This window comes from Actinoplanes sp. DH11 (assembly GCF_020873875.1).
Classification (GTDB): Bacteria; Actinomycetota; Actinomycetes; order Mycobacteriales; family Micromonosporaceae; genus Actinoplanes.
In genome coordinates this window covers 66216-83952 of the sequence record NZ_JAHWGU010000003.1, presented here as the reverse complement: position 1 = coordinate 83952, position 17737 = coordinate 66216, and the positions used below count along the sequence as shown (strand labels likewise).

The window sequence follows — 17737 nt, the reverse complement described above, 5'->3', positions numbered from 1 at the left end:
AATCCCCCCGTAAATTATTGGTCATCGATGGATCGGGCGTACGTTACCGATCTGGGAGCGCTCCCGAAAGACCGTGCGCGGAGCTGCCGGTGATCTGGCACATCACCGGCAGATGACCACCGGCGCTGATCGGCGCAGCGGCCCTGGCGGTGAACGCGACCAACGCGGCCGGGAAGAAAGGCTTGACCCTGACGTAGGGTCAACCCCCCAAGCTGGCGGGCATGAGCATTCCGCCGGAAACCGAACAGGCCGTTCCCGCCGCCATCCGGGTACGCGGCCTGGAGAAGTCATTCAAAGAGGTGAGCGTGCTGCGCGGCGTGGACGTCGACGTGGCACCGGGAAGCATCTTCGCCCTTCTCGGCTCGAACGGGGCGGGCAAGACCACCCTGGTGAAGATCTTGTGCACGCTGCTGAAGGCCGACGCCGGCCGCGCGGAGGTCAACGGCTTCGACGTGGCGGCGCGGGCCGCCGACGTCCGTGAGTCGATCAGTCTCACCGGCCAGTTCGCGGCGGTCGACGAGATACTTACCGGGCGGGAGAACCTTGTCATGGTGGCCCGGCTGCGGCATCTCAAGGAGGCCGGCACGATCGCGGACGACCTGTTGCGGCGTTTCTCGCTGACCGAGGCGGGCGCCCGCCGGGTGGCGACGTACTCCGGGGGGATGCGCCGCCGCCTGGACATCGCGATGAGCCTGATCGGGGATCCGCCCGTCGTCTTCCTCGACGAGCCGACCACCGGGCTGGACCCGGAGGCGCGCCTGGAGGTCTGGTCGGCGGTCCGGGAACTCGCCGCGGGAGGCACGACGGTGCTGCTCACCACGCAGTACCTGGACGAGGCCGAGCACCTCGCGGACCGGATCGCGATCCTGCACGAGGGCCGGATCATCGTGAACGGCACCCTCGGCGAACTCAAGCGGCTGCTGCCTGCGGCCAAGGTGGAGTACGTCGAGAAGCAGCCCACCCTGGAAGACGTCTTCCTCAGCCTGGTCGGCGCCGCCGCGAACGGGGAGCAGCGATGAACAAGCACTTCTTCGGTGACACCGCCGTTCTGCTGGGCCGTTCGCTGCGCCACATCGCGCGCAGCCCCGACACCATCATCACCACGGTGATCACGCCGATCGTCATGCTGCTGCTGTTCGTCTACGTCCTGGGTGGCGCGATCCAGACCGGCACCCGCTCGTACGTCAACTATCTGCTGCCCGGCATCCTGATCATCACGATCGCCTCGGGGATCTCCTACACCGCGTACCGGCTGTTCCAGGATCTGCAGGGCGGCATCTTCGAACGGTTCCAGTCCATGCCGATCGCCCGGTCCGCCGTACTCTGGGCGCATGTCCTGACCTCGCTGGTCGCCAACCTGATCTCGCTCGTCGTGATCCTGCTGGTCGCCCTGGCGATGGGTTTCCGGACCAGCGCGGGCGTGCCGGAATGGCTCGCGGCCGGCGGCATCCTGGTCCTGTTCACCTTGGCACTGACCTGGCTGGCGATCATCCCCGGACTCACCGCCAGCACCGTGGACGGTGCCAGCGCGTTCGCCTACCCGCTGATCTTCCTGCCGTTCGTCAGCTCGGCGTTCGTGCCGACCACGTCGATGCCCGGCCCGGTCCGTGCGTTCGCCGAGAACCAGCCGGTCACGTCCATCGTCGACACCTTGCGGGCGCTGTTCGCGCAACAACCCGTCGGCACCGGCATCTGGATCGCGCTCGCCTGGTGTGCCGGCCTGCTCGGGGTGGCCTTCACCTTCGCCGGCATCATCTACCGCCGCCGGATCAGCTGAGCCAGGATCAGAGCATGCTGACGATCGGACAGGTGGCCGAGTACGCCGGTGTCACCGTGCGGGCGGTGCGGCACTACCACCGGATCGGGTTGCTTCCCGAACCGGAACGTAACGCGTCGGGCTACCGCACCTACGGCGCACCGGCGCTGGTGTCGCTCATCAAGATCCGTACCCTCGCCAACGCCGGCGTGCCGCTGACGCAGATCTCCCGGATGCTCGAGGCCGACGAGGCCACCCTCACCGCGGCGGTCGAGCAGATCGACGCTCGCCTGGGTGACGAGATCGAACGGCTGGAGGCCAGCCGCCAACAGGTCCGGAAACTCGTCGCCGGTGACCACCTCGTGCTGGCGCCCGAGGTGGTCGACTATCTCGACCGGCTCCGGGAGATCGGGACCTCCGAGCGGATGCTGGCCGGTGAGCGCGACGGCTGGATCCTGCTCTCGGCCCGCTGGCCCGACGCCGTACTCGAATGGATCCCTGACAAGATCGCCCAGCTCGAGGACCCGCGAGTCGTCCGGCTCTATCAGGTGTTGTCGAAACTCATGGACGCCGAAGAGATCGACAACCAGCTCGCGAACGAGGCCGCCGAGATCATGGTCGAGTTCGCGGAGGAGATGGAGGCCGCCGGGATCGACATCACCAGTACGGGGCAGGACGACATGTTCTTCGCCCTGCTGGACGATCTGGCCGACGCGGCCGACTCCCGGGCCGAGCTGATGCGCGACCTGATGCGCGAACGCGGCTGGGACGGCTGGACGCGGATGCAGCGGTTGCCGGAACCGCCGGGCTGAACGCGGCCGGGCGGTCCGGCAACGGGCACCGGACCGCCCAGGACATCAGCCGCGTCAGCTTCCGGCGGGCAATTCAACACCCTTGCTGTCGTACGCGGTGAAGTCGGTCAGGTTGGCCGGCGCCTTCCCCTGAGCGAAGTCGAACCAGAAGATCTGCATCTTGTCCGCCTTGCCGAAGCCCTCCCAGGCCGTCCGATGCGCCCTGACGACGGCGCCGGTGTCGGTGTCCCGGGCGGTGATCTTGGCGGCGTTCCCGACGTAGTAGCCGAACGTGGGCGTGGTACGGCCGCCGACCACCCGCCCCGCCTCGACCGCGTGGAAGCCCGGCGTCATCCGGCCCGCACCGGCGTCGCTGCCGACGATCTCGATCCGGAAGTCGTCGATGGTGCCGGTCTTCGTGTGCCCGAGAACCAGGGTGAGATTGTTGTCCAGATCATCCGGGTCGATCGTCTCGACGTAGATCACCCATTGCCGGCCACCGGCGCGCTTACCGGTTTCGACGATCGTGCCGAGAATGCCCGGCGCCGACGAGTTGTCGGGCGACGGCACCCGCGCCGACGGGTTGCCGGTCGGCGGCACCGGCGTCGGCGCAGCCGACTGGCCGGCGCCCGACAGCCCGGCAGCCGGGACCTCGCCGGCGGGACGACCCAGGCCGGGCAGCTGGCTGCCGCCGATCAGCAGGGCGGCCACCGTCAGCGCGGACGCGCCACCGACAGCGATCCTGCGACGACGGCGCAGCCGGCCGCCGGCGCTCATCACGTGCGCCAGGTCCAAGGGGGCGGGTTCGAAGTCCGGCGGCGAGTGCATCGCGTCCTTCAGTTCTTCCAGCTGCGTCACAGTCCCACTCCTGCTTCCGTCTCGAGGCGCACCGGCGGCACCGAGCCGGCCGTGATGCGGAGTTTCGCCAGGGCTCGCGAGTTGAGGCTCTTGACAGTGCCCGCCGACAGGTCGAGCTCGCGGGCCACCTCCGCCTCGCTGGCGTCGAAGAAGTGCCGCAGCACCACCACTGCCCGTTCCCGGGGCGACAGCGCCTGCAACGCGCTGATCAGCCAGCGCCGCTTCGACACCACATCGGCGACGTCGTGCGCGGCCGGCGGTTCCGGCATGGTCTCGGTCGCGTACTCCCGCATCGGGCGCCGCCACTGATCGGTGACCAGGTTGGTGAGTACCGTGCGGGCGTACGCATAGGGGTCCTTGCGCTGGACCCGCCCCCACGCGGCGTACACCCGAACCAGGGTGGCCTGGGCCGCCTCCTCCGCCTGATGCCGATCGCCGGTCAGCAGGTACGCCGCGCGTTGCAGACGCACCGAGTTCGCCTGCGCGAACGCGACGAAATCCGCGTCACCGCGTTTCATACGAAGCCTCTGTCCGTTCCATGAGCACCAAGACGAGCGAAGCCCAGGTTCGGTTGCGCTCCCCGAGAGAATCTTGACGCATTCGCGGTCGACGCGGGTTCAGCGGTTGATCGCCGCGGTGAGCGGCGCGTAGATCGGGGCAGCGCTCGAGGATCGCCGTCAGGGTCGAGGTCTCCGCATCTTGTAGGGATCGAGGCTGCTGGGCCGTGACCGGCGGGTGCCGACGAGCATCTGTTGCCAGGTCTCGGCACGGGCGTAACGCTGGACGGTGTGCCGACCCCAGCCGAGGTGGGTGGCGATCCGCGTGGTGTTCGGGCGCGCCGCACCGAGAGCGACCGGTGGGTGCAGTTTCGCTCTCAGATAACCCGTGTTGCCGTCAGTTCCCGCAGCCAGATTTCCACCGTGACGGCCTGGTGACCGGTCTGACCTGGGCGCGGGTATGGACTCTGGATCATCGATGAATCTATGATCCATTCTCGGCATTCCTGAGATCTCTCTCGGGAATCCGAGATGTGTCGTGGATTTTCGAGCTGGAGGCCGCTGTGTCGGTGGCGGTGGTCAGGGACCTGCGGGCGCATCAGCGTCTGGACGGGCCTGGGCAGATCGCGGCGTTCGAGCAGGATCTGCTGGCCGAGTTCGTGCTGGCACGCTCGTCAGCGGGGATCACCGACGCGACGATCCGAGCCGATGTCGCGGCCGTCGAGGAACTGCGGGAGTGGTTCGGCCGGCCACTATGGGAGATGACGCCCCAGCACATCGACGCCTTCTTCGGAAGGCATCTGCGCGAGGCGATGCCGGGCACCAAGGTCCGCAAGGCAGCCGGGTTCGCCGTCTACTTCGAGTTCCTGGAGTTGCGGCACAAGCCGGACATCCACGCGGCCACCGGGTTCGTGGTCGAGTCCCCGCTGGACGAGATGAACCGGCCGCGCGGCGGCACCCATGGTCGGCTGCGGATCCCGCCGACGCCGCGGGAGGTCACGCAGCTGTTCACCGGCTGGCAGCACGGGCTGGATTCCGCTCGCAAGTACGCGCCGGCGGTCCGCAACTACACGGCATTCCGGCTGGTCAGCTTGATCGGGCCGCGAGTGTCGGAACTGTGTCTGCTGCGCATGGGCGACCTGCGCTGGGAGCTGGGCCGGTTCGGCAAGGTGCTGCTGCGCGGCAAGGGCAGCAACGGCCGCGGGAAGAAGGAACGCCTGGTCCCGCTGATCAACGGTTCCCGGGAACTGCTGGACTGGTGGGTGCACGGACCGCGGTGGGAGTTCGACGACCGGATCAACGACCCGATGGCGCCGCTGTTCCCGTCCGAACGCCGCCGGGCCGACGGCAGCAGCGGCTTCGCGACCACCGACACGCTGCGCGACGGGCTCGCCGAGGCCGTCGCCGTCCACCTGCCCACGCAGGCGGGCCGGTTATCGCCCCACTTGCTGCGTCACTTCGCCGCCTCCGACCTCTACCGCAACGGCATGGACGTGGTGGCCATCCAGGAAATCCTGGGGCACGCCTGGCTCAACACGACGATGATCTACGTTCACGTCGACAAGACCCACATCGAGGACGCCTGGGCCGGTGCCGGCCAGCGGGCCGCGAACCGTTTCGGGAGCCGACGATGAAGTGGAACCTGCGCCTGGCCGCCGCGCAACGCGACATCTGGAAGGCCTCGCAGCTGCAGGCCATGCTCGCCGACGCCGGCCTGGTGATCAGCGCCGGGAAGATGTCGCACCTTTGGTCCAGCCAGCCGGTGACGATCCGGCTCGAAGATCTGCAGATCATCTGCACGGTGCTCGGCTGCACCCCGAACGACCTGCTGGTGCTGGAAGACACTCCGCTACCGGCACCGCGCCCGGCCGAGACAGCTCCGCTGCGGGCCGTGGCGGGCGAGGCACCGATCCAGCGCCGGCATGCCGGCCGCAGCAAACCCCCGGTATGACGACAGCGTCACCACGCCGCCGGGGCAAACGCGTCTACCGAGGGCCGGCGCGCAGCTGCGAGCAGTGCCTAGCCTGGGGCGTGCTGCGCCAGCGGATCTGCCGCGGCTGCGAAGCCTTCGCCCGCAAGAACCCACTCGGTCGCTGCCACACCTGCGCCCGCGAAACCGTCCCGGTCGACGAGGGCGTCTGCCGGCTCTGCCGCCGGCAGGCCAGCCTGATCGCCGGACCCGACTGCAAGATCGCGCTGGATCTGACTGTCGCGGCCAGCACCGGCCAGCAACTGTTCCTCGCCGGATTCTCAAGGGCAGCCAGGACGCGCTCGAAGCCGGTGACGTTGCCGGAGACGCAGCCGACACTGGTGGTGGCCTTGCCGGCCCGGTCGGCCGGCTGGGAGCAGCCGATTCTGGTCGACGCGCCGCGCGACTGCCGACATGCCAGCAGCCTCGACCCACCCCGCGATCCCGGCTTCCTGCGCTTGGTACTGCGCCACGCGGATGTCCTGGCCGAGCACAACGGCTGGCCACCACGCACCCTGCAACAGGTCCGCCGCGGCCTGCGGATGATCGCCAGCTGTCACGAACCGGGCGAGCCGGTCAAGGCCAGCACCGTCACCGCCATGAGCCCGCACGGCGTCCCCGGCCTGCGCGTGCTCGAGGTTCTGTTCGCCGCCGGCGACGACCTCGTCGTCGACGACCGCACCGACTCGCTCACCGTGTGGATCGACGCCAAGTTCGACTCGCTGCCCGCCCGGATGCGCGATGAACTTGACGCCTGGATCACCGTGCTCCGACGCGGCACCCCGCGCCGCCGAGCCCGGCCCCGCATCACCACCTTCACCCTGCTCGCGGCCGCCCTCCCGTTCCTGACCGAGATCGCCGACCGCTACACCACGCTGCGTCAGGTCACCCGGCAAGACGTGCTCGACTGGCTCGATGGCCGCAAGCAGCAGGCCTCCGACGCTCATGCCCTGCGAGATCTGTTCGGCGTGCTCAAAGCCCACCGCCTGGTCTTCGCCAACCCAGTCGCACGGATTCACGTCAGCGGCCGGAACCCCAGCACACCGGCGACGCTGACCACCGGAATGCTGCACGCTATCGGCGACGCGGCCAAGAACGACCCGGCACTTCAGATCGCGATCGCCCTCATCGGCGTCCATGCCCTGCGTCCTCATCAGGTCCGCGGCCTGACGCTCGATCAGGTCGATCTGCCGAACCAGCGCATCAACCTCGGCGCCGGCCGGCGCCGCCTGGACGAGTTCACCGCCGCCGCGTTGACCACCTACCTGCACTACCGCCACCAGCGATGGCCGGACACCGGAAACCCGCACCTGTTACTGACCCGCCGCACCGCCCACGAGCGCGGACCGGTCAGCGCCTACTGGCTCACCTGTCTCTTCGACGGCCTGCCGGCCACCGCCGCGCAGCTTCGCGAGGACCGCATCCTGGAAGAAGCCCGCGCCGTCGGCGGAGACCCGCTGCACATCGCCGCGATGTTCGGCCTCACCGCTAAACCCGCGCTTCGCTACGCCAAGGCCGTCTGGCCGCAGCAGAACGCTGACATCGCCGCTGAAAGGATGGAGCAGTGACGACAGCGAGCGAGTTCGTTCAAGCCTTCGTCGGCCGCTTTCCGGTCCTTCGGCCAGACTACGACGATCATGTCGAAGACATGGGCGAGCTCCTACCCCACGTCATCTTTGGGATCGGAGAAGGCTTCACCGACCGAATCGTCAACGCCTACCTGCAGGAAGACGACTCCCTGGACTGGCGAAGCGTGCTGGAGTTCTTCGACGAATACTTCGACCGCGGCGATCGTGACGTCGACGAAGTGCTGGTAACAAGCTTCCTCGACATGCTGCCCTGGCCGAACCAGCCCGGACACGGCCTGGTGGATCAACTACCCAAACGCCTCCGCTCCCGACTCGACCTGCTGCGGCCGGCTGCCTAGCCTGCCTGCCTCTCACCAGGCCCCTCACGAGGTCGTTGGAACGCTGAAACGTCACCAGCCCCAATAGCAGATGTCACCGATTCGTCGGGAACTCACCAGCCGCACAATCGCTACGACCCCGGGTTCAGCACCTCCAGCCGTCAGTATTCGTGAACTCACCGGGGATGGGCTTCGAGGCGTTCTACTGCATGCCCGGAATCAAGGGCGCGCACGAGAAAGGCGGCGTGCAGGGTGAGGTCGGCCGCTTCCGGCGCAACCACCTGGTCCCCGTGCCGGGGATTGCCACACTGGCCGAGCTCAACGAGCGGATCGCGGTCATCGACTCCGCTGAGCACGACCGCCGGTTGGAGCACCGGGTCCGCACCATCGGCAAGACTTCGGGGTTGAGCAACCACTGCTGGCGCCGCTGCCGGCCGAGCCGTTCAAGGCCGGTCGGCAGCTGACCCCGAAGGTCAAACCACGATGGGCTGATCGGGGTCCGGCAGTCGCACTATTCGGTGCCGGCACGGTTCATCGGCCGTACGGTGCGGGTGATGCTGCACGCCAGCGAGGTGATCGTGCTCGACGGGCGCACCGAGATCGCCCGCCACGAGCGGTCGGTGACGAAAAGCTCGCAGACCCTGGTCCTGGACCAATACTTGGAGGCGCCACGACCAGGCGAGGTCCCGCATGACCGTCCCCGCCGCTCGGCCTGGTCAGGCGACTCGTGGATCCAGTCCGTACTGGCCTGCGACGCCGAGGTTCTCCCGCAGGGTGGTCCCTGGGTACTCGGTGGGGTAGATGCCGCGCTTGCGCAGGAGCGGCACAACCTCGTCGACGAAGGCGTCGACGCCGTCCTCGTAGACGTCGGGGGAGACCCAGAACCCGTCGACGGCGCCCGCCTCGAACCACTTCTGCAGGTGGTCGGCGTGTACCTCGCCGGGGCCGACGGTGGTCGGGTGGTAGTCGATCACGCCGTGGGCGAGGATGTCGCGCGGAGACCAGCCCTGGCGCGCTAGTTCCAGGGCGATTCCGGAGCGCGGATCCATCGGCGACGCGTAAGCGGCGGCAAGCTGGTCCGAGGTGAGCGGCTTGTCGTAGCGGTTCGGGCCGATGTTGAGACCCAGCAGCGCGCCGAGGTGGGGAAGGCGTGCTTCGATGATGTCGCCCTGCAGGGAGAGGCGGCGGTCGAGGCCCTCGCGGGTTGTCTGGGCGACGGTGGTCATGAGGCCGGCGAAGTACTTGATGTCGTCGGGGTCGCGGCCGGCCTGCGCGGCGGCGTTGCGCACCAGATCTCGCTGGGCGCGGGCCTCCTCGATCGTCCACACCTCGGCGATGAAGCCGCTGGCGTAGCGGCCGGCGAGCTCGAGCAGGTGCGGGCTGGGGCCGCCGGAGGTGAAGATCACCGGTTGGCCTTGTTCCGACGGCGGGATCGCCAGAGGTCCGCGGGAGGCGACGTGTTCGCCCTGCAGGTTGATGGGCCGAAGTTTGGCGGCGTCGACGAAGCGGCCGGACTTCTGGTCCTTGAGCCACGCGTCGTTCCCCCAGCTACCCCAGAGCGCCTCGACGATCTGGATCGACTCGTGGGCGCGCTGGTACCGCTCGGTGCGGTCGGCGACGGGTTTGCCGTAGTTGGCGGCGACGGCCGGGTCGCTGGTGGTGACGGCGTTCCAGCCGGCGCGGCCGTGGCTCATCACGTCCAGGGCCTTGAACTGGCGTGCGGTATTGAACGGCTCCTGGAAGGTCGTGGATCCGGTCGCGACGAACCCGATACGGCTGGTGGCCTGCGAGATGGCCGCCAGCTGCATCATCGGATCCATGATGTTCTGGATGCCCAGCATCTCCACATCACCGCGGACCGCTGGGAAGTCCGGGGTGAACACAAAGGCGAATCCACCCCGCTCGGCGGCCTGCGCGTAACGGATGTTCGCCTCGACGCTCGCGTAGTTGCCGGGGTCGACATGCGGTGCGCGCCAGGCCCCGGCGAGGTTGCCGTAGCCAGAGGTCAGAGCCATGCCGAGAATCATCTTCTTGTCAGCCATGCGCGTGTTCCTTTCCGTGGGAAAGCGTGTTGGTAGTGCTGTCGAAGAACACGAGCGGCCGTTGCGTCGTGTCCCTGTGTAAACGCGTCACCTGGAGCAGCACCAGCGTGTGGTCGCCGGCGGGCATGGTGCTGTGGGGCGTGACGGCGATCGTCGCGAGGGCGTCGCGGACGAACGCGGCACCGTCGTCGATGGTCATCTCGATACCGGCGAAGCGGTGTGCGGCGGGCCGCCGAAGGGCTTGGAGAATCCCCGCCTGTTCTTCACCGAGAACACTGATGCCCCAATGCGGCGCGCGGCGCAGCACCGGCCATGTCGTTGACGTGTGCGCGAACGCGAGGGATACCAGCGGGGGATCCAGCGACACCGAGACGAGCGAGTTGGCCGGCATGCCGACGATCTGACCGTCGATCTCGGCGGCCACAACGGACAGGCCCGTCGTGAAGCCGGCGAGGGTGTGCCTCATCGCTGTCGGCGTCACTGACGGTGTGGGTGTCTGCGCCCGGACACTCATGGTCTCGAACTCCTTCTCGGCTGCGAGGACAGCGCTCGCCCAGTAGTGACTGGCGGGCCGCGGATAGCCACCCGGCCCATAAGGAGATAGTCTCCGTTTGTACTCGCAGAAACTTACAGGAGACAGTCTCCGCTTTGTCAACGAAAGGCGGGAGTCGTGGCAGAGACCACAGCCGCGAACGAGCGCCGACCGCGCTCGGACAAACAGCGCAACCGGACACACATCCTGCAAACCGCTGAGCGATACTTCGCCGAACACGGCATCACCGGCTCACTCGACGCCATCGCCAAACGCGCCGGCATCGGCCCGGGCACCCTCTACCGGCACTTCCCCAACCGGGAGTCGCTGCTGGCCGCCCTACTGCAAGCACGCAACGACGAACTGGTCTCCCAGCGCGAGGCCATCCGGCAAGAGCCGGACACCACGGCGGCGCTCGCCCGCTGGCTGGACGCGCTGAGCCAATGGGCCACCGCCTTCGACGGCCTGCCCGAACCGTTGCGTGCGGCCTTCTCCGAGGACACCTCTCCCCTCGCGCTCACCTGCCAGGGATTCATCACCACCACCGACGAGTTCCTGCACGCAGCCCAACGCGACGGCGGCGCCCGTCCCGACGTGCGCGGCAGAGATCTGTTCCTGGCCGTCCTGGCCATGAGCTGGGTACGTGGCGCCGCCGTAGCCGACGAATCCTCACCCACCGCGCTGAGTAACCTGATGCGAACCGGCTGGGCAACGACCTAGCGAGTTGACACATCCGCCAGCCGTGGGCGGCCACGTGGCGAGTGAGAAACCCATGCCACGGCCGACCGCGCTCACCCCACCTGCCTCGACCGACGTTCTCGCCGGAGAGGATCCCCCAACGACGCTAACGCTCCGTCACAAAACTGGGTTCTGGCCGCTGGCTCAGGTGGGGCCAACCCAAGCCGTCACAACACCACAGATCTCGAACACCGTGGGGCCACTCAGCCCCATGCCGACACGCCACCGCGGCATATCTGGGCGGCGCCGAGCCTCAGTGACAACCGGCGCTGGACCTCGATTATGGAACGGGAAGTGTGGAGACGACCCGGCCCGTGGTCATCAGTTGCCGAACTGCGTTTCGTTCCACCTTCGTAACTCTTCGCGTAGCGTGCGTACCTCGCCCGGAACAGGGCCTGGGAAGCGAGGCGCCGATTCGGCGAGTGCCTCGGCCTTCTCCTCGCCGATCACGTCCGTGATGGCGTCCCACAGCACGGAGCGGGCACGGGAGAGACGCGGGCCGACGAGTCATTCGGTCATGAACCGGTCGAGCGTGTCACGGTCGACGTCACCTGCCGTTCCGGCGGAGCCGATCCAGTGAGATGACGACGCTCTCCAGGAGCCGGGCGGTTTGGATGGCCTTCTCCAACGGGATCGAGACGAGCCGGTCGGCGTCCTCGGTGTTCATGGTGGCCAGAACCTCACGGCGTACCTGTCTCGGCACAGTTCGATGATGGGGCAGCCCTGATCTGGATGGGCCGGGAAAGCGGCCTCTCGGAGGCCACGATGCTGCGTTACGTGAGAACGGGCGTGAGCGGGGCCCAAGCCGCCGCATATAGGCGTCAGGCCCGGCGCAGCACCAGGGTTACGAAGCCGAGCACGCCCCGATAGCCGCCCAGCCATCCGTTCCGGTGATTCCGGGCGATCGCCAGCACCGCCGCGGCATCCGGATGGCCCGGGTTGTCCAGCGCCCATCCGGTCAGAGAACCGGTCCACGACCACTCGTATTCGTCCCACTCCGCAGCCTCACTGACGTGCGCGTACACCGGCACCCAGCCGGCGTTGGCGGCCACCTCGACCAGACCCGCCAGGGCGGTGTAATCCGCCGGGGTCGCATCCAGCGCGTCCAGCGCCGCCCGGGTCGGCGGCACCGCCCAGAATCCTTCGCCAACCATGAGTACGCCGTCGGCGTTCAGGTGCCGCCCGGCCGCGTCGAGGGTCTTCCCGAATCCACCGAACGCGTGCGTCGAGCCGATACAGAGGACCAGGTCGTAGCCGCCGTCGGCCGGATACTCCCGGGCATCCCGCTCGTGCAGCGTGAGCCGGTCGGCAAGCCCACGTTCGGCGGCGGCGGCCGCCGCGCGCTCCAGCGCGTACGGGCTGAGGTCAAGGCCGTCGGCGACCCCGTCCGGGTAGTGCGCCAATGCCTGCAGCGCCCACGCCGCCTCCCCGCAGCCGAGGTCAAGGATCCGAGCCGCAGGCTCGCGACCGGCCCGGCGCAGCAGGCGGTTGAGGTTCACGCCGGAGACGGGCGCCGCGATCGGGTGGTGGGTGTGCGCGATGCTGCTGAGCCGTTGACGATCCACGAGCACAGTCAACACGCACGAACCGAACCGCCGCTCACCCACCCGGATGCGCCACAACGGGTCCTGGAGACGATCGGAGCCAGCCAGTTCGTGCGGTTCACTGCGGCCCCGCTCCGGATCGTCTGATCACCCGCGACCGAACGGTGTCTCCCGCAGCACGATCCGATTGTCACGGACCACCAGGATCCGGCCGTCGTCGGCGACCGCCAGCAGTTCCCGGCGTGCCTCACCGGCATAACCGTCCAGCGGCGCGCTGGTGCAGGTCAGGCTCGCGCAGCGCCACACGGTCTGGCGCCAGTACCGGGCCGGCTCGCCGATTGTGAGGTGCAAGCCGCGGTCGCCGGTGGAGGGCAGGGCGGCGGTCAGATAGACGTACGGCCCGGCGACGGCCACCGCACCAGACTGCGCGGCCGCGCCGGGACCGACAAGCGCCGAGTTGTCGCCGTCGTACAACTCCCCCGCCCGAACCGCGACCGCACGATCGCCGGCGGTGGTCCACACCGCGTCCGGCGGAGCGGCCCGCCCGTCGGCCTGGCGCGGGCCGGCACAGGTGACCGGCTCGCAGCTGAACCGGTGCACGCTCCAGCCCAGCCAGAACGATGCTGTCGGCCGCCCGTCGGCGCCGATCGCCAGCCGCGCCCGGCTCCCGCCGGAGAAGCCGTCCGCCGGGGTGTGGTCGGCGAACCCCAGCTCGTGGCGTTGCGGAGCGGCACAGGCGACGTCCGCGCATCGGATCATCAGGAATCGGTATCGGCCGTACTCGCCGCCGTCGGCGGGCACCGCGACGAACAGCCAGATGGCACCGTCGGGCGCGGCCGCGCCGGCGGCTTCGGTCCCGACTCCCTGCGGCCCCGGGCTTTCCCGGGCGTCGGCGCGGACCGGTAGCCAGGCCTGGCTGCAGCCGTCGCGGACGCACCGCGCGTACTGCACGAACGGGCCGCCGGTGTCCGGGCCGCCGGTCACCGCGGTCTTCACCACTGTCCCGTCCGGGCCGATGGAGGCCGTTCCGAAGCCGTCGACCGTGGGCGGGCCACCGCTGACGTCGGTGAAGCGGTCACACAGATCGTCGTCGCAGAACCACACCCCGCCCGAGGTCACGATCACCGGATGCCCGCCGGACGGCCAGGCCACCGCCGTCGCGGTGCTCGGACCCCGGTCGTGCGTGCGCACCGACGGCAGCTCGAACGGGTTGAGGACGACCAGCGCCGCGGGCACGAGCACGGCTGCACCGAGCAGTGCGGCACCCGGCCACCACACGGCCCGGGTCGACCGGTTCGGGTCTGCGACATCCGGGTGGGCGGCAACATGGGGACGGGCGGCGAGTCCGACCTGCGCCGCCAGCGCGACAACGATCAGCGCGGCGCCGACCGGCGGACCGGCGTACGGGCCTGCGCCGAGCCCGACGGCGTCGGCGACGACCGCGAGAAGGATCGGCACCCCGACACCGCCCAGCAGGAACGACACCGCATCCCGCCACGACGGCGCCCGACCGGCCGCACCGGCCACCCACGCGGTCACGCCGAGCAGCAGCCGAACCGCCACGAGAGCCACCGCGACGGCAACGGCGACCACGACGAAGAAAATCATCAGGCCGGCGGCCACGCGCAGCAGGACGTAGCCCGCGCCGGCCGCCGCGCCGAGAACGGCCACCGCGAACGGCAGGCCCGCCGCTCCCCGCGAGACGGCCCGCAGCGGCCCCGCCGCGCGAACGACGGCAACCGTGCCCGACAGCAGAGCCAGCAGCCAGCCGAACACCGTCACCGCCAGCCGCAGCACAGCGACATCGTGGCTGTCACCGACGCTGGGAACACCGTCGACGATCACCAGCCGGCCGCCACCGAACCAGTCCAGCGCCGCCGATACCGCCAGCGTCACCGCCACGATCGGCAACACCACCGCCGCCACCAGCCGCCGGGCCGTCCACCCGAGGCGATAGGCCACAAGGACGTCACCGAACGGACCGCCGCTCACGTCGGACGGCGGGGAGGAAGACATCGCGCCAGGATAGACGCGAGGCGATCTTGTAGCGGTCCCGCTCGCCCCACCCGGCCGGCGTAGTCGCCGTAAGGTCGTGCCCATGCTCGAGTCACAGCGCGAACCCGTGCCGTTCAACGATGACAACGAGACGGACACGGCCCTGGCATTTCTGTCCTTCGGCCGGTCCTGTGTCCTGAAAAAGCTGGACGGGCTGGACGAGGGGAAGCTACGACGCCGCCTGGTGGTGTCCGACACGACGCTGCTCGGGCTGGTCCAGCACCTCACCGGCGCCGAACGATACTGGTTCGGATACACCGTGGCCGGCGACCCCCGGTACGCCGATGCCGGCCTGGGCATGACGGTCGCCGAGGACCAGTCGGCCGGACAGGTCATCGCCGGCTACCGCAACGCTGCCGCCGACAGCGACGCGCACATCCGTGCGGCCGGTGACCTCGACGTCCGTACCGCCCAGGCCGTGAACGGCGAGCCCCGTACGCTGCGCTGGGTTTTGGCTCACATGACCAGCGAAACCACCCGGCACGCCGGACACGCCGACATCCTCCGCGAACTCATCGACGGCACCACCGGCCGGTGATTCTGGAGGGACCGAGGTGTCGTTGACCTTCCGCCCGGTGATGCGGAAGGCTGCCAATGATCAGAGCCGATCGATGGGGGAATCGTCGCACCGTGGTTGATCCATCCGTCCCTGCCGTTGAGGTAGTGGAACTCACCCAGCGTTTCGGCCCCGTGCTCGCCGTCGACCGGCTCAGCCTCAGTATCCCGCCGGGGATGTTCTACGGCATCGTGGGACCCAACGGGGCCGGCAAGACGACCACCCTGACGGCCGTTTGCGGGCTGCGGGAACCCACCTCGGGATCGATCAGGATCGCCGGGCACGATCTGCGCACCGACCGGGACACGGCACTCGCCCAGTTGGGCGTCATGATGGACGGGCTGTCGCTGCCCGAGCGGTTGACCGCCACCGAGCTCCTGCGCTACAGCGCCGGGCTGCGTGGCCTGGACGACGGCTGGCAGGCCCGGGCGGGCGATCTGCTGGAGATCCTCGGGTTGGACGTGGTCCCGCGCACGCTGATCGTGGAGTACTCCACGGGCATGCGCAAGAAGATCAATCTGGCGCTGGCGATGCTGCACCGGCCCCGGGTGCTGGTGCTGGACGAGCCGTTCGAGGCGATCGACCCGGTCTCCGCCCATTCCATCGAACAGGTGCTCAAGCAGTACGTCGGTGCCGGGGGCACCGTGCTGCTGTCGAGCCACATCATGGACTTCGTCGAACGCAACTGCCGCCGGGTGGCGGTCGTGGCCGGTGGGCGGGTGCTGGTCGAGGGACCGGTGGCGGAGGTGACCGCCGGCTCGACACTCAACGAGCGGTTCGTCGAGCTGGTCGGCGCCGACCCGGTGCGCCACCTGGAGTGGCTGGGATGACTCGCACGCTGTTCGCGCTCAAGCTGCGCCTGTTCCGCAACGGCCCGCACAACGAGCGCGGTTTCAGCCTGGTCGCCGGTCTGGTTCTGGCGGCATTGGTGATCGCGGGAGCTGCGGTGGCCGCCCGCGGCGTGATCGACGAGGGCTGGGTCCTGGTGGCGCTGACCGTCTGGGGTGGCATGTGGCTGTTCGGGCCGCTGGCCCAGCCACGCCACGATCCGTCGGTCATCTCGCGGGAATGGCTCCGCGGCTACCCGATCCCGGCGTGGCGGCTGGCACGGGCGTTGTCCTGGACCGAAATGCTCGGCGTCGGCCCGCTCATCACGCTGGTCTGCCTGTCGTCCCTGGTGGTGCTGGCCACGCCGCGCGGCCCCGCAACCGTCGCGATCGCCGTGGCGGCGGTGCCGGCCCAGCTGTATCTGCTCATCTGGGCGGGCAAGACGGTGGCGGCGTCGGCCGCCTGGCTGCTGCAGACCGGGGCCGGGATGACATTGGCCGCTGTCCAGACCGCGGTCATGCTGTCGCTGTCGTTCGCCGGATGGGTGCCGGTCGCGGCGTGGCTGCTGCCGCGTCTCGGCGACGGTGACACCGCCCTGACCGTCCCCAGTGCGGTGCGGCTGCCGACATCGCTGACCGACATGCTCACGGCATTGCCGACCGGTTGGGGGTACAGCGCGGTGGTCCCCCGTGACAGCGCCGCGTCGAACCTGGTCATGCTGCTGGCCCTGGGTGCCCTGCTGCACCTGGTCTGGATCGCGCTGACGGCTCACGCCCTGCGCCGGTCGCCGCGCCGGGCGGCCCCGCAACGGCCCGCCACACCCGGACGCGGGCTGCCGTGGCCCTTCACGGCGCCGCGGGTGTCCGCGGTCGCCGCGCGCGAGCTGGCCACCTGGACGCGTGATCCGGCGCGTGGCGTGGAACTACGCACCGCCTGGCTGACACCGTTGTTCATGGCCCTGATCATCGGGGTCACCGACTGGAGTTGGGCGTTGCCCCTCGCCGGCCCGGCGGCGGCCGTGTTCGGCGCGATGGTGGCGATCAACACCTATGCCCTGGACGGCACGGCGCTGTGGCAACTCCTCACCACACCAGGAGCCATCAAAGCCGACGTGTACGGGCGGATGGTGACCTGGGCACTGCTGTTCGGCCTGCCGTCCGTCGTGCTGACGGCCGTGTTGTGGGCCGTCACCGCCTCACCGTTGGGCGGCGTCGCCGTCCACGGTGCCATCAGCGCGGCCGCAGTCGGCTGCGCTGTCGCGCCGTTGCTCGCGGTCGTGATGCCGGCCGTGGGCGCCGACGCCCGCGATCGCGTCTACCCGGGCCAGCAGGCAGGCGATCCGACCGGCGGGCAGATGACGATCTTCCCGGTCGTACTGCTGGCGGCCGGCATCCCCGCGATCATCGGCGCGGTGACCGGGGACCGATGGTGGGTGACCGCGCTCGCCACCGTCCTCCTGGCCACCGCCGTCCTGTCCATGACCCCCACTCTCGTCGTGCGCCTCCTTCACCAGCGCGGGACGCGCCTTCTCGACGCGATGGCCTCCCGGGACACCGCCACGCTACGCCCGTCCGCCCTGACGAAAGGCTGAGGCCCAGGCCACCGCCGGAGCGGATTCCGCAGGCAAGGAATGACTTTTGTCTTCGGGTGAGCAGTGGAATCGAG

Annotated in this window: 19 protein-coding genes and 1 pseudogene; 13 read left to right on the top strand and 7 right to left on the bottom strand. The window is 69.3% G+C overall.

Features of this window, described 5'->3' with window-relative positions:
* Nucleotides 1–221 precede the first annotated feature (221 nt).
* From LPA41_RS05395 to LPA41_RS05385, 3 genes are read left to right on the top strand one after another with little or no spacing between them, the layout of a single operon-like run.
* Nucleotides 222–1019 (top strand): ABC transporter ATP-binding protein, encoded by a 798-nt coding sequence (locus LPA41_RS05395; RefSeq protein ID WP_229068811.1) that lies wholly within the window; start codon nucleotides 222–224, stop codon nucleotides 1017–1019.
* Nucleotides 1016–1777: an ABC transporter permease gene (locus LPA41_RS05390; RefSeq protein WP_229068810.1), complete on the top strand. Its 762-nt coding sequence runs from the start codon at nucleotides 1016–1018 to the stop codon at nucleotides 1775–1777. The genes LPA41_RS05395 and LPA41_RS05390 overlap by 4 nt, the downstream gene beginning before the upstream one ends.
* Before the next feature lie 14 nt (nucleotides 1778–1791).
* Nucleotides 1792–2568 carry a MerR family transcriptional regulator gene (locus LPA41_RS05385; RefSeq protein WP_229068809.1) on the top strand — a complete coding sequence of 259 codons (777 nt, stop codon included), beginning with the start codon at nucleotides 1792–1794 and terminating at the stop codon, nucleotides 2566–2568.
* Nucleotides 2569–2622: 54 nt separating this feature from the next.
* On the opposite strand, the gene LPA41_RS05380 is transcribed toward LPA41_RS05385, so the two are convergent.
* Nucleotides 2623–3405 (bottom strand): hypothetical protein, encoded by a 783-nt coding sequence (locus LPA41_RS05380; RefSeq protein WP_229068808.1) that lies wholly within the window; start codon nucleotides 3403–3405, stop codon nucleotides 2623–2625.
* The gene (locus LPA41_RS05375) at nucleotides 3402–3923 is read right to left on the bottom strand and encodes a SigE family RNA polymerase sigma factor (protein WP_229068807.1); all 522 of its coding nucleotides are present in this window, start codon (nucleotides 3921–3923) and stop codon (nucleotides 3402–3404) included. Before LPA41_RS05375 ends, LPA41_RS05380 begins: the two co-directional genes overlap by 4 nt.
* Nucleotides 3924–4435: 512 nt before the next feature.
* Between LPA41_RS05375 and LPA41_RS05370 the strand changes: the two genes are divergently transcribed.
* The 6 genes and pseudogenes from LPA41_RS05370 to LPA41_RS43200 form a co-directional block, all read left to right on the top strand.
* A complete protein-coding gene (locus LPA41_RS05370; protein WP_229068806.1) occupies nucleotides 4436–5536 on the top strand; it encodes a tyrosine-type recombinase/integrase in 1101 nt (366 codons plus the stop codon).
* Complete coding sequence (locus LPA41_RS05365; RefSeq protein WP_229068805.1) at nucleotides 5533–5853, top strand: helix-turn-helix transcriptional regulator; 321 nt, start codon at nucleotides 5533–5535, stop codon at nucleotides 5851–5853. The genes LPA41_RS05370 and LPA41_RS05365 overlap by 4 nt, the downstream gene beginning before the upstream one ends.
* Nucleotides 5854–5933: 80 nt before the next feature.
* On the top strand, nucleotides 5934–7439 hold the full coding sequence (locus tag LPA41_RS05360) for a hypothetical protein (protein ID WP_229068804.1): 1506 nt from the start codon (nucleotides 5934–5936) through the stop codon (nucleotides 7437–7439).
* Nucleotides 7436–7798, top strand: a complete 363-nt coding sequence (locus LPA41_RS05355) for a hypothetical protein (RefSeq protein WP_229068803.1) — start codon at nucleotides 7436–7438, stop codon at nucleotides 7796–7798. The genes LPA41_RS05360 and LPA41_RS05355 overlap by 4 nt, the downstream gene beginning before the upstream one ends.
* A 149-nt stretch (nucleotides 7799–7947) precedes the next feature.
* A complete protein-coding gene (locus tag LPA41_RS05350; RefSeq protein ID WP_229068802.1) occupies nucleotides 7948–8241 on the top strand; it encodes a hypothetical protein in 294 nt (97 codons plus the stop codon).
* A gap of 15 nt (nucleotides 8242–8256) precedes the next feature.
* Nucleotides 8257–8400 (top strand): annotated as a pseudogene (locus tag LPA41_RS43200) (hypothetical protein); the annotation flags it as partial.
* Nucleotides 8401–8493: 93 nt separating this feature from the next.
* On the opposite strand, the gene LPA41_RS05345 reads toward LPA41_RS43200, so the two are convergent.
* Both LPA41_RS05345 and LPA41_RS05340 read right to left on the bottom strand, forming a co-directional pair.
* Nucleotides 8494–9819 (bottom strand): NtaA/DmoA family FMN-dependent monooxygenase, encoded by a 1326-nt coding sequence (locus LPA41_RS05345; RefSeq protein ID WP_229068801.1) that lies wholly within the window; start codon nucleotides 9817–9819, stop codon nucleotides 8494–8496.
* Nucleotides 9812–10285 (bottom strand): flavin reductase family protein, encoded by a 474-nt coding sequence (locus LPA41_RS05340; RefSeq protein ID WP_229068800.1) that lies wholly within the window; start codon nucleotides 10283–10285, stop codon nucleotides 9812–9814. The genes LPA41_RS05345 and LPA41_RS05340 overlap by 8 nt, the downstream gene beginning before the upstream one ends.
* A 204-nt stretch (nucleotides 10286–10489) precedes the next feature.
* On the opposite strand from LPA41_RS05340, the gene LPA41_RS05335 reads away from it, so the two are divergent.
* On the top strand, nucleotides 10490–11071 hold the full coding sequence (locus LPA41_RS05335) for a TetR/AcrR family transcriptional regulator (protein ID WP_229068799.1): 582 nt from the start codon (nucleotides 10490–10492) through the stop codon (nucleotides 11069–11071).
* A 565-nt stretch (nucleotides 11072–11636) separates the two neighbouring features.
* On the opposite strand, the gene LPA41_RS05330 is transcribed toward LPA41_RS05335, so the two are convergent.
* The 3 genes from LPA41_RS05330 to LPA41_RS05320 form a co-directional block, all read right to left on the bottom strand.
* Nucleotides 11637–11792 (bottom strand): hypothetical protein, encoded by a 156-nt coding sequence (locus tag LPA41_RS05330; protein WP_229068798.1) that lies wholly within the window; start codon nucleotides 11790–11792, stop codon nucleotides 11637–11639.
* A 118-nt stretch (nucleotides 11793–11910) separates the two neighbouring features.
* Nucleotides 11911–12654: a cyclopropane-fatty-acyl-phospholipid synthase family protein gene (locus tag LPA41_RS05325; RefSeq protein WP_229068797.1), complete on the bottom strand. Its 744-nt coding sequence runs from the start codon at nucleotides 12652–12654 to the stop codon at nucleotides 11911–11913.
* A 126-nt stretch (nucleotides 12655–12780) separates the two neighbouring features.
* The gene (locus LPA41_RS05320) at nucleotides 12781–14649 is read right to left on the bottom strand and encodes a hypothetical protein (protein ID WP_229068796.1); all 1869 of its coding nucleotides are present in this window, start codon (nucleotides 14647–14649) and stop codon (nucleotides 12781–12783) included.
* Between the two features lie 82 nt (nucleotides 14650–14731).
* Here LPA41_RS05320 and LPA41_RS05315 point away from each other — a divergent pair, with 82 nt between their 5' ends.
* The 3 genes from LPA41_RS05315 to LPA41_RS05305 all read left to right on the top strand — a co-directional run bounded on the left by LPA41_RS05315 (nucleotide 14732) and on the right by LPA41_RS05305 (nucleotide 17663).
* A complete protein-coding gene (locus LPA41_RS05315; protein WP_229068795.1) occupies nucleotides 14732–15226 on the top strand; it encodes a DinB family protein in 495 nt (164 codons plus the stop codon).
* Nucleotides 15227–15351: 125 nt separating this feature from the next.
* Nucleotides 15352–16074: an ABC transporter ATP-binding protein gene (locus LPA41_RS05310; RefSeq protein WP_229068794.1), complete on the top strand. Its 723-nt coding sequence runs from the start codon at nucleotides 15352–15354 to the stop codon at nucleotides 16072–16074.
* Nucleotides 16071–17663, top strand: a complete 1593-nt coding sequence (locus LPA41_RS05305; protein ID WP_229068793.1) for a hypothetical protein — start codon at nucleotides 16071–16073, stop codon at nucleotides 17661–17663. Before LPA41_RS05310 ends, LPA41_RS05305 begins: the two co-directional genes overlap by 4 nt.
* The last annotated feature ends 74 nt before the right edge of the window (nucleotides 17664–17737 follow it).

Coding starts and splice junctions, on each gene's coding strand:
- LPA41_RS05305 (WP_229068793.1), top strand. CDS start 16,071: ATGACTCGCACGCTGTTCGCGCTCAAGCTGCGCCTGTTCCGCAACGGC.
- LPA41_RS05320 (WP_229068796.1), bottom strand. CDS start 14,649: ATGTCTTCCTCCCCGCCGTCCGACGTGAGCGGCGGTCCGTTCGGTGAC.
- LPA41_RS05340 (WP_229068800.1), bottom strand. CDS start 10,285: ATGAGGCACACCCTCGCCGGCTTCACGACGGGCCTGTCCGTTGTGGCC.
- LPA41_RS05315 (WP_229068795.1), top strand. CDS start 14,732: ATGCTCGAGTCACAGCGCGAACCCGTGCCGTTCAACGATGACAACGAG.
- LPA41_RS05375 (WP_229068807.1), bottom strand. CDS start 3,923: ATGAAACGCGGTGACGCGGATTTCGTCGCGTTCGCGCAGGCGAACTCG.
- LPA41_RS05365 (WP_229068805.1), top strand. CDS start 5,533: ATGAAGTGGAACCTGCGCCTGGCCGCCGCGCAACGCGACATCTGGAAG.
- LPA41_RS05385 (WP_229068809.1), top strand. CDS start 1,792: ATGCTGACGATCGGACAGGTGGCCGAGTACGCCGGTGTCACCGTGCGG.
- LPA41_RS05345 (WP_229068801.1), bottom strand. CDS start 9,819: ATGGCTGACAAGAAGATGATTCTCGGCATGGCTCTGACCTCTGGCTAC.
- LPA41_RS05390 (WP_229068810.1), top strand. CDS start 1,016: ATGAACAAGCACTTCTTCGGTGACACCGCCGTTCTGCTGGGCCGTTCG.
- LPA41_RS05395 (WP_229068811.1), top strand. CDS start 222: ATGAGCATTCCGCCGGAAACCGAACAGGCCGTTCCCGCCGCCATCCGG.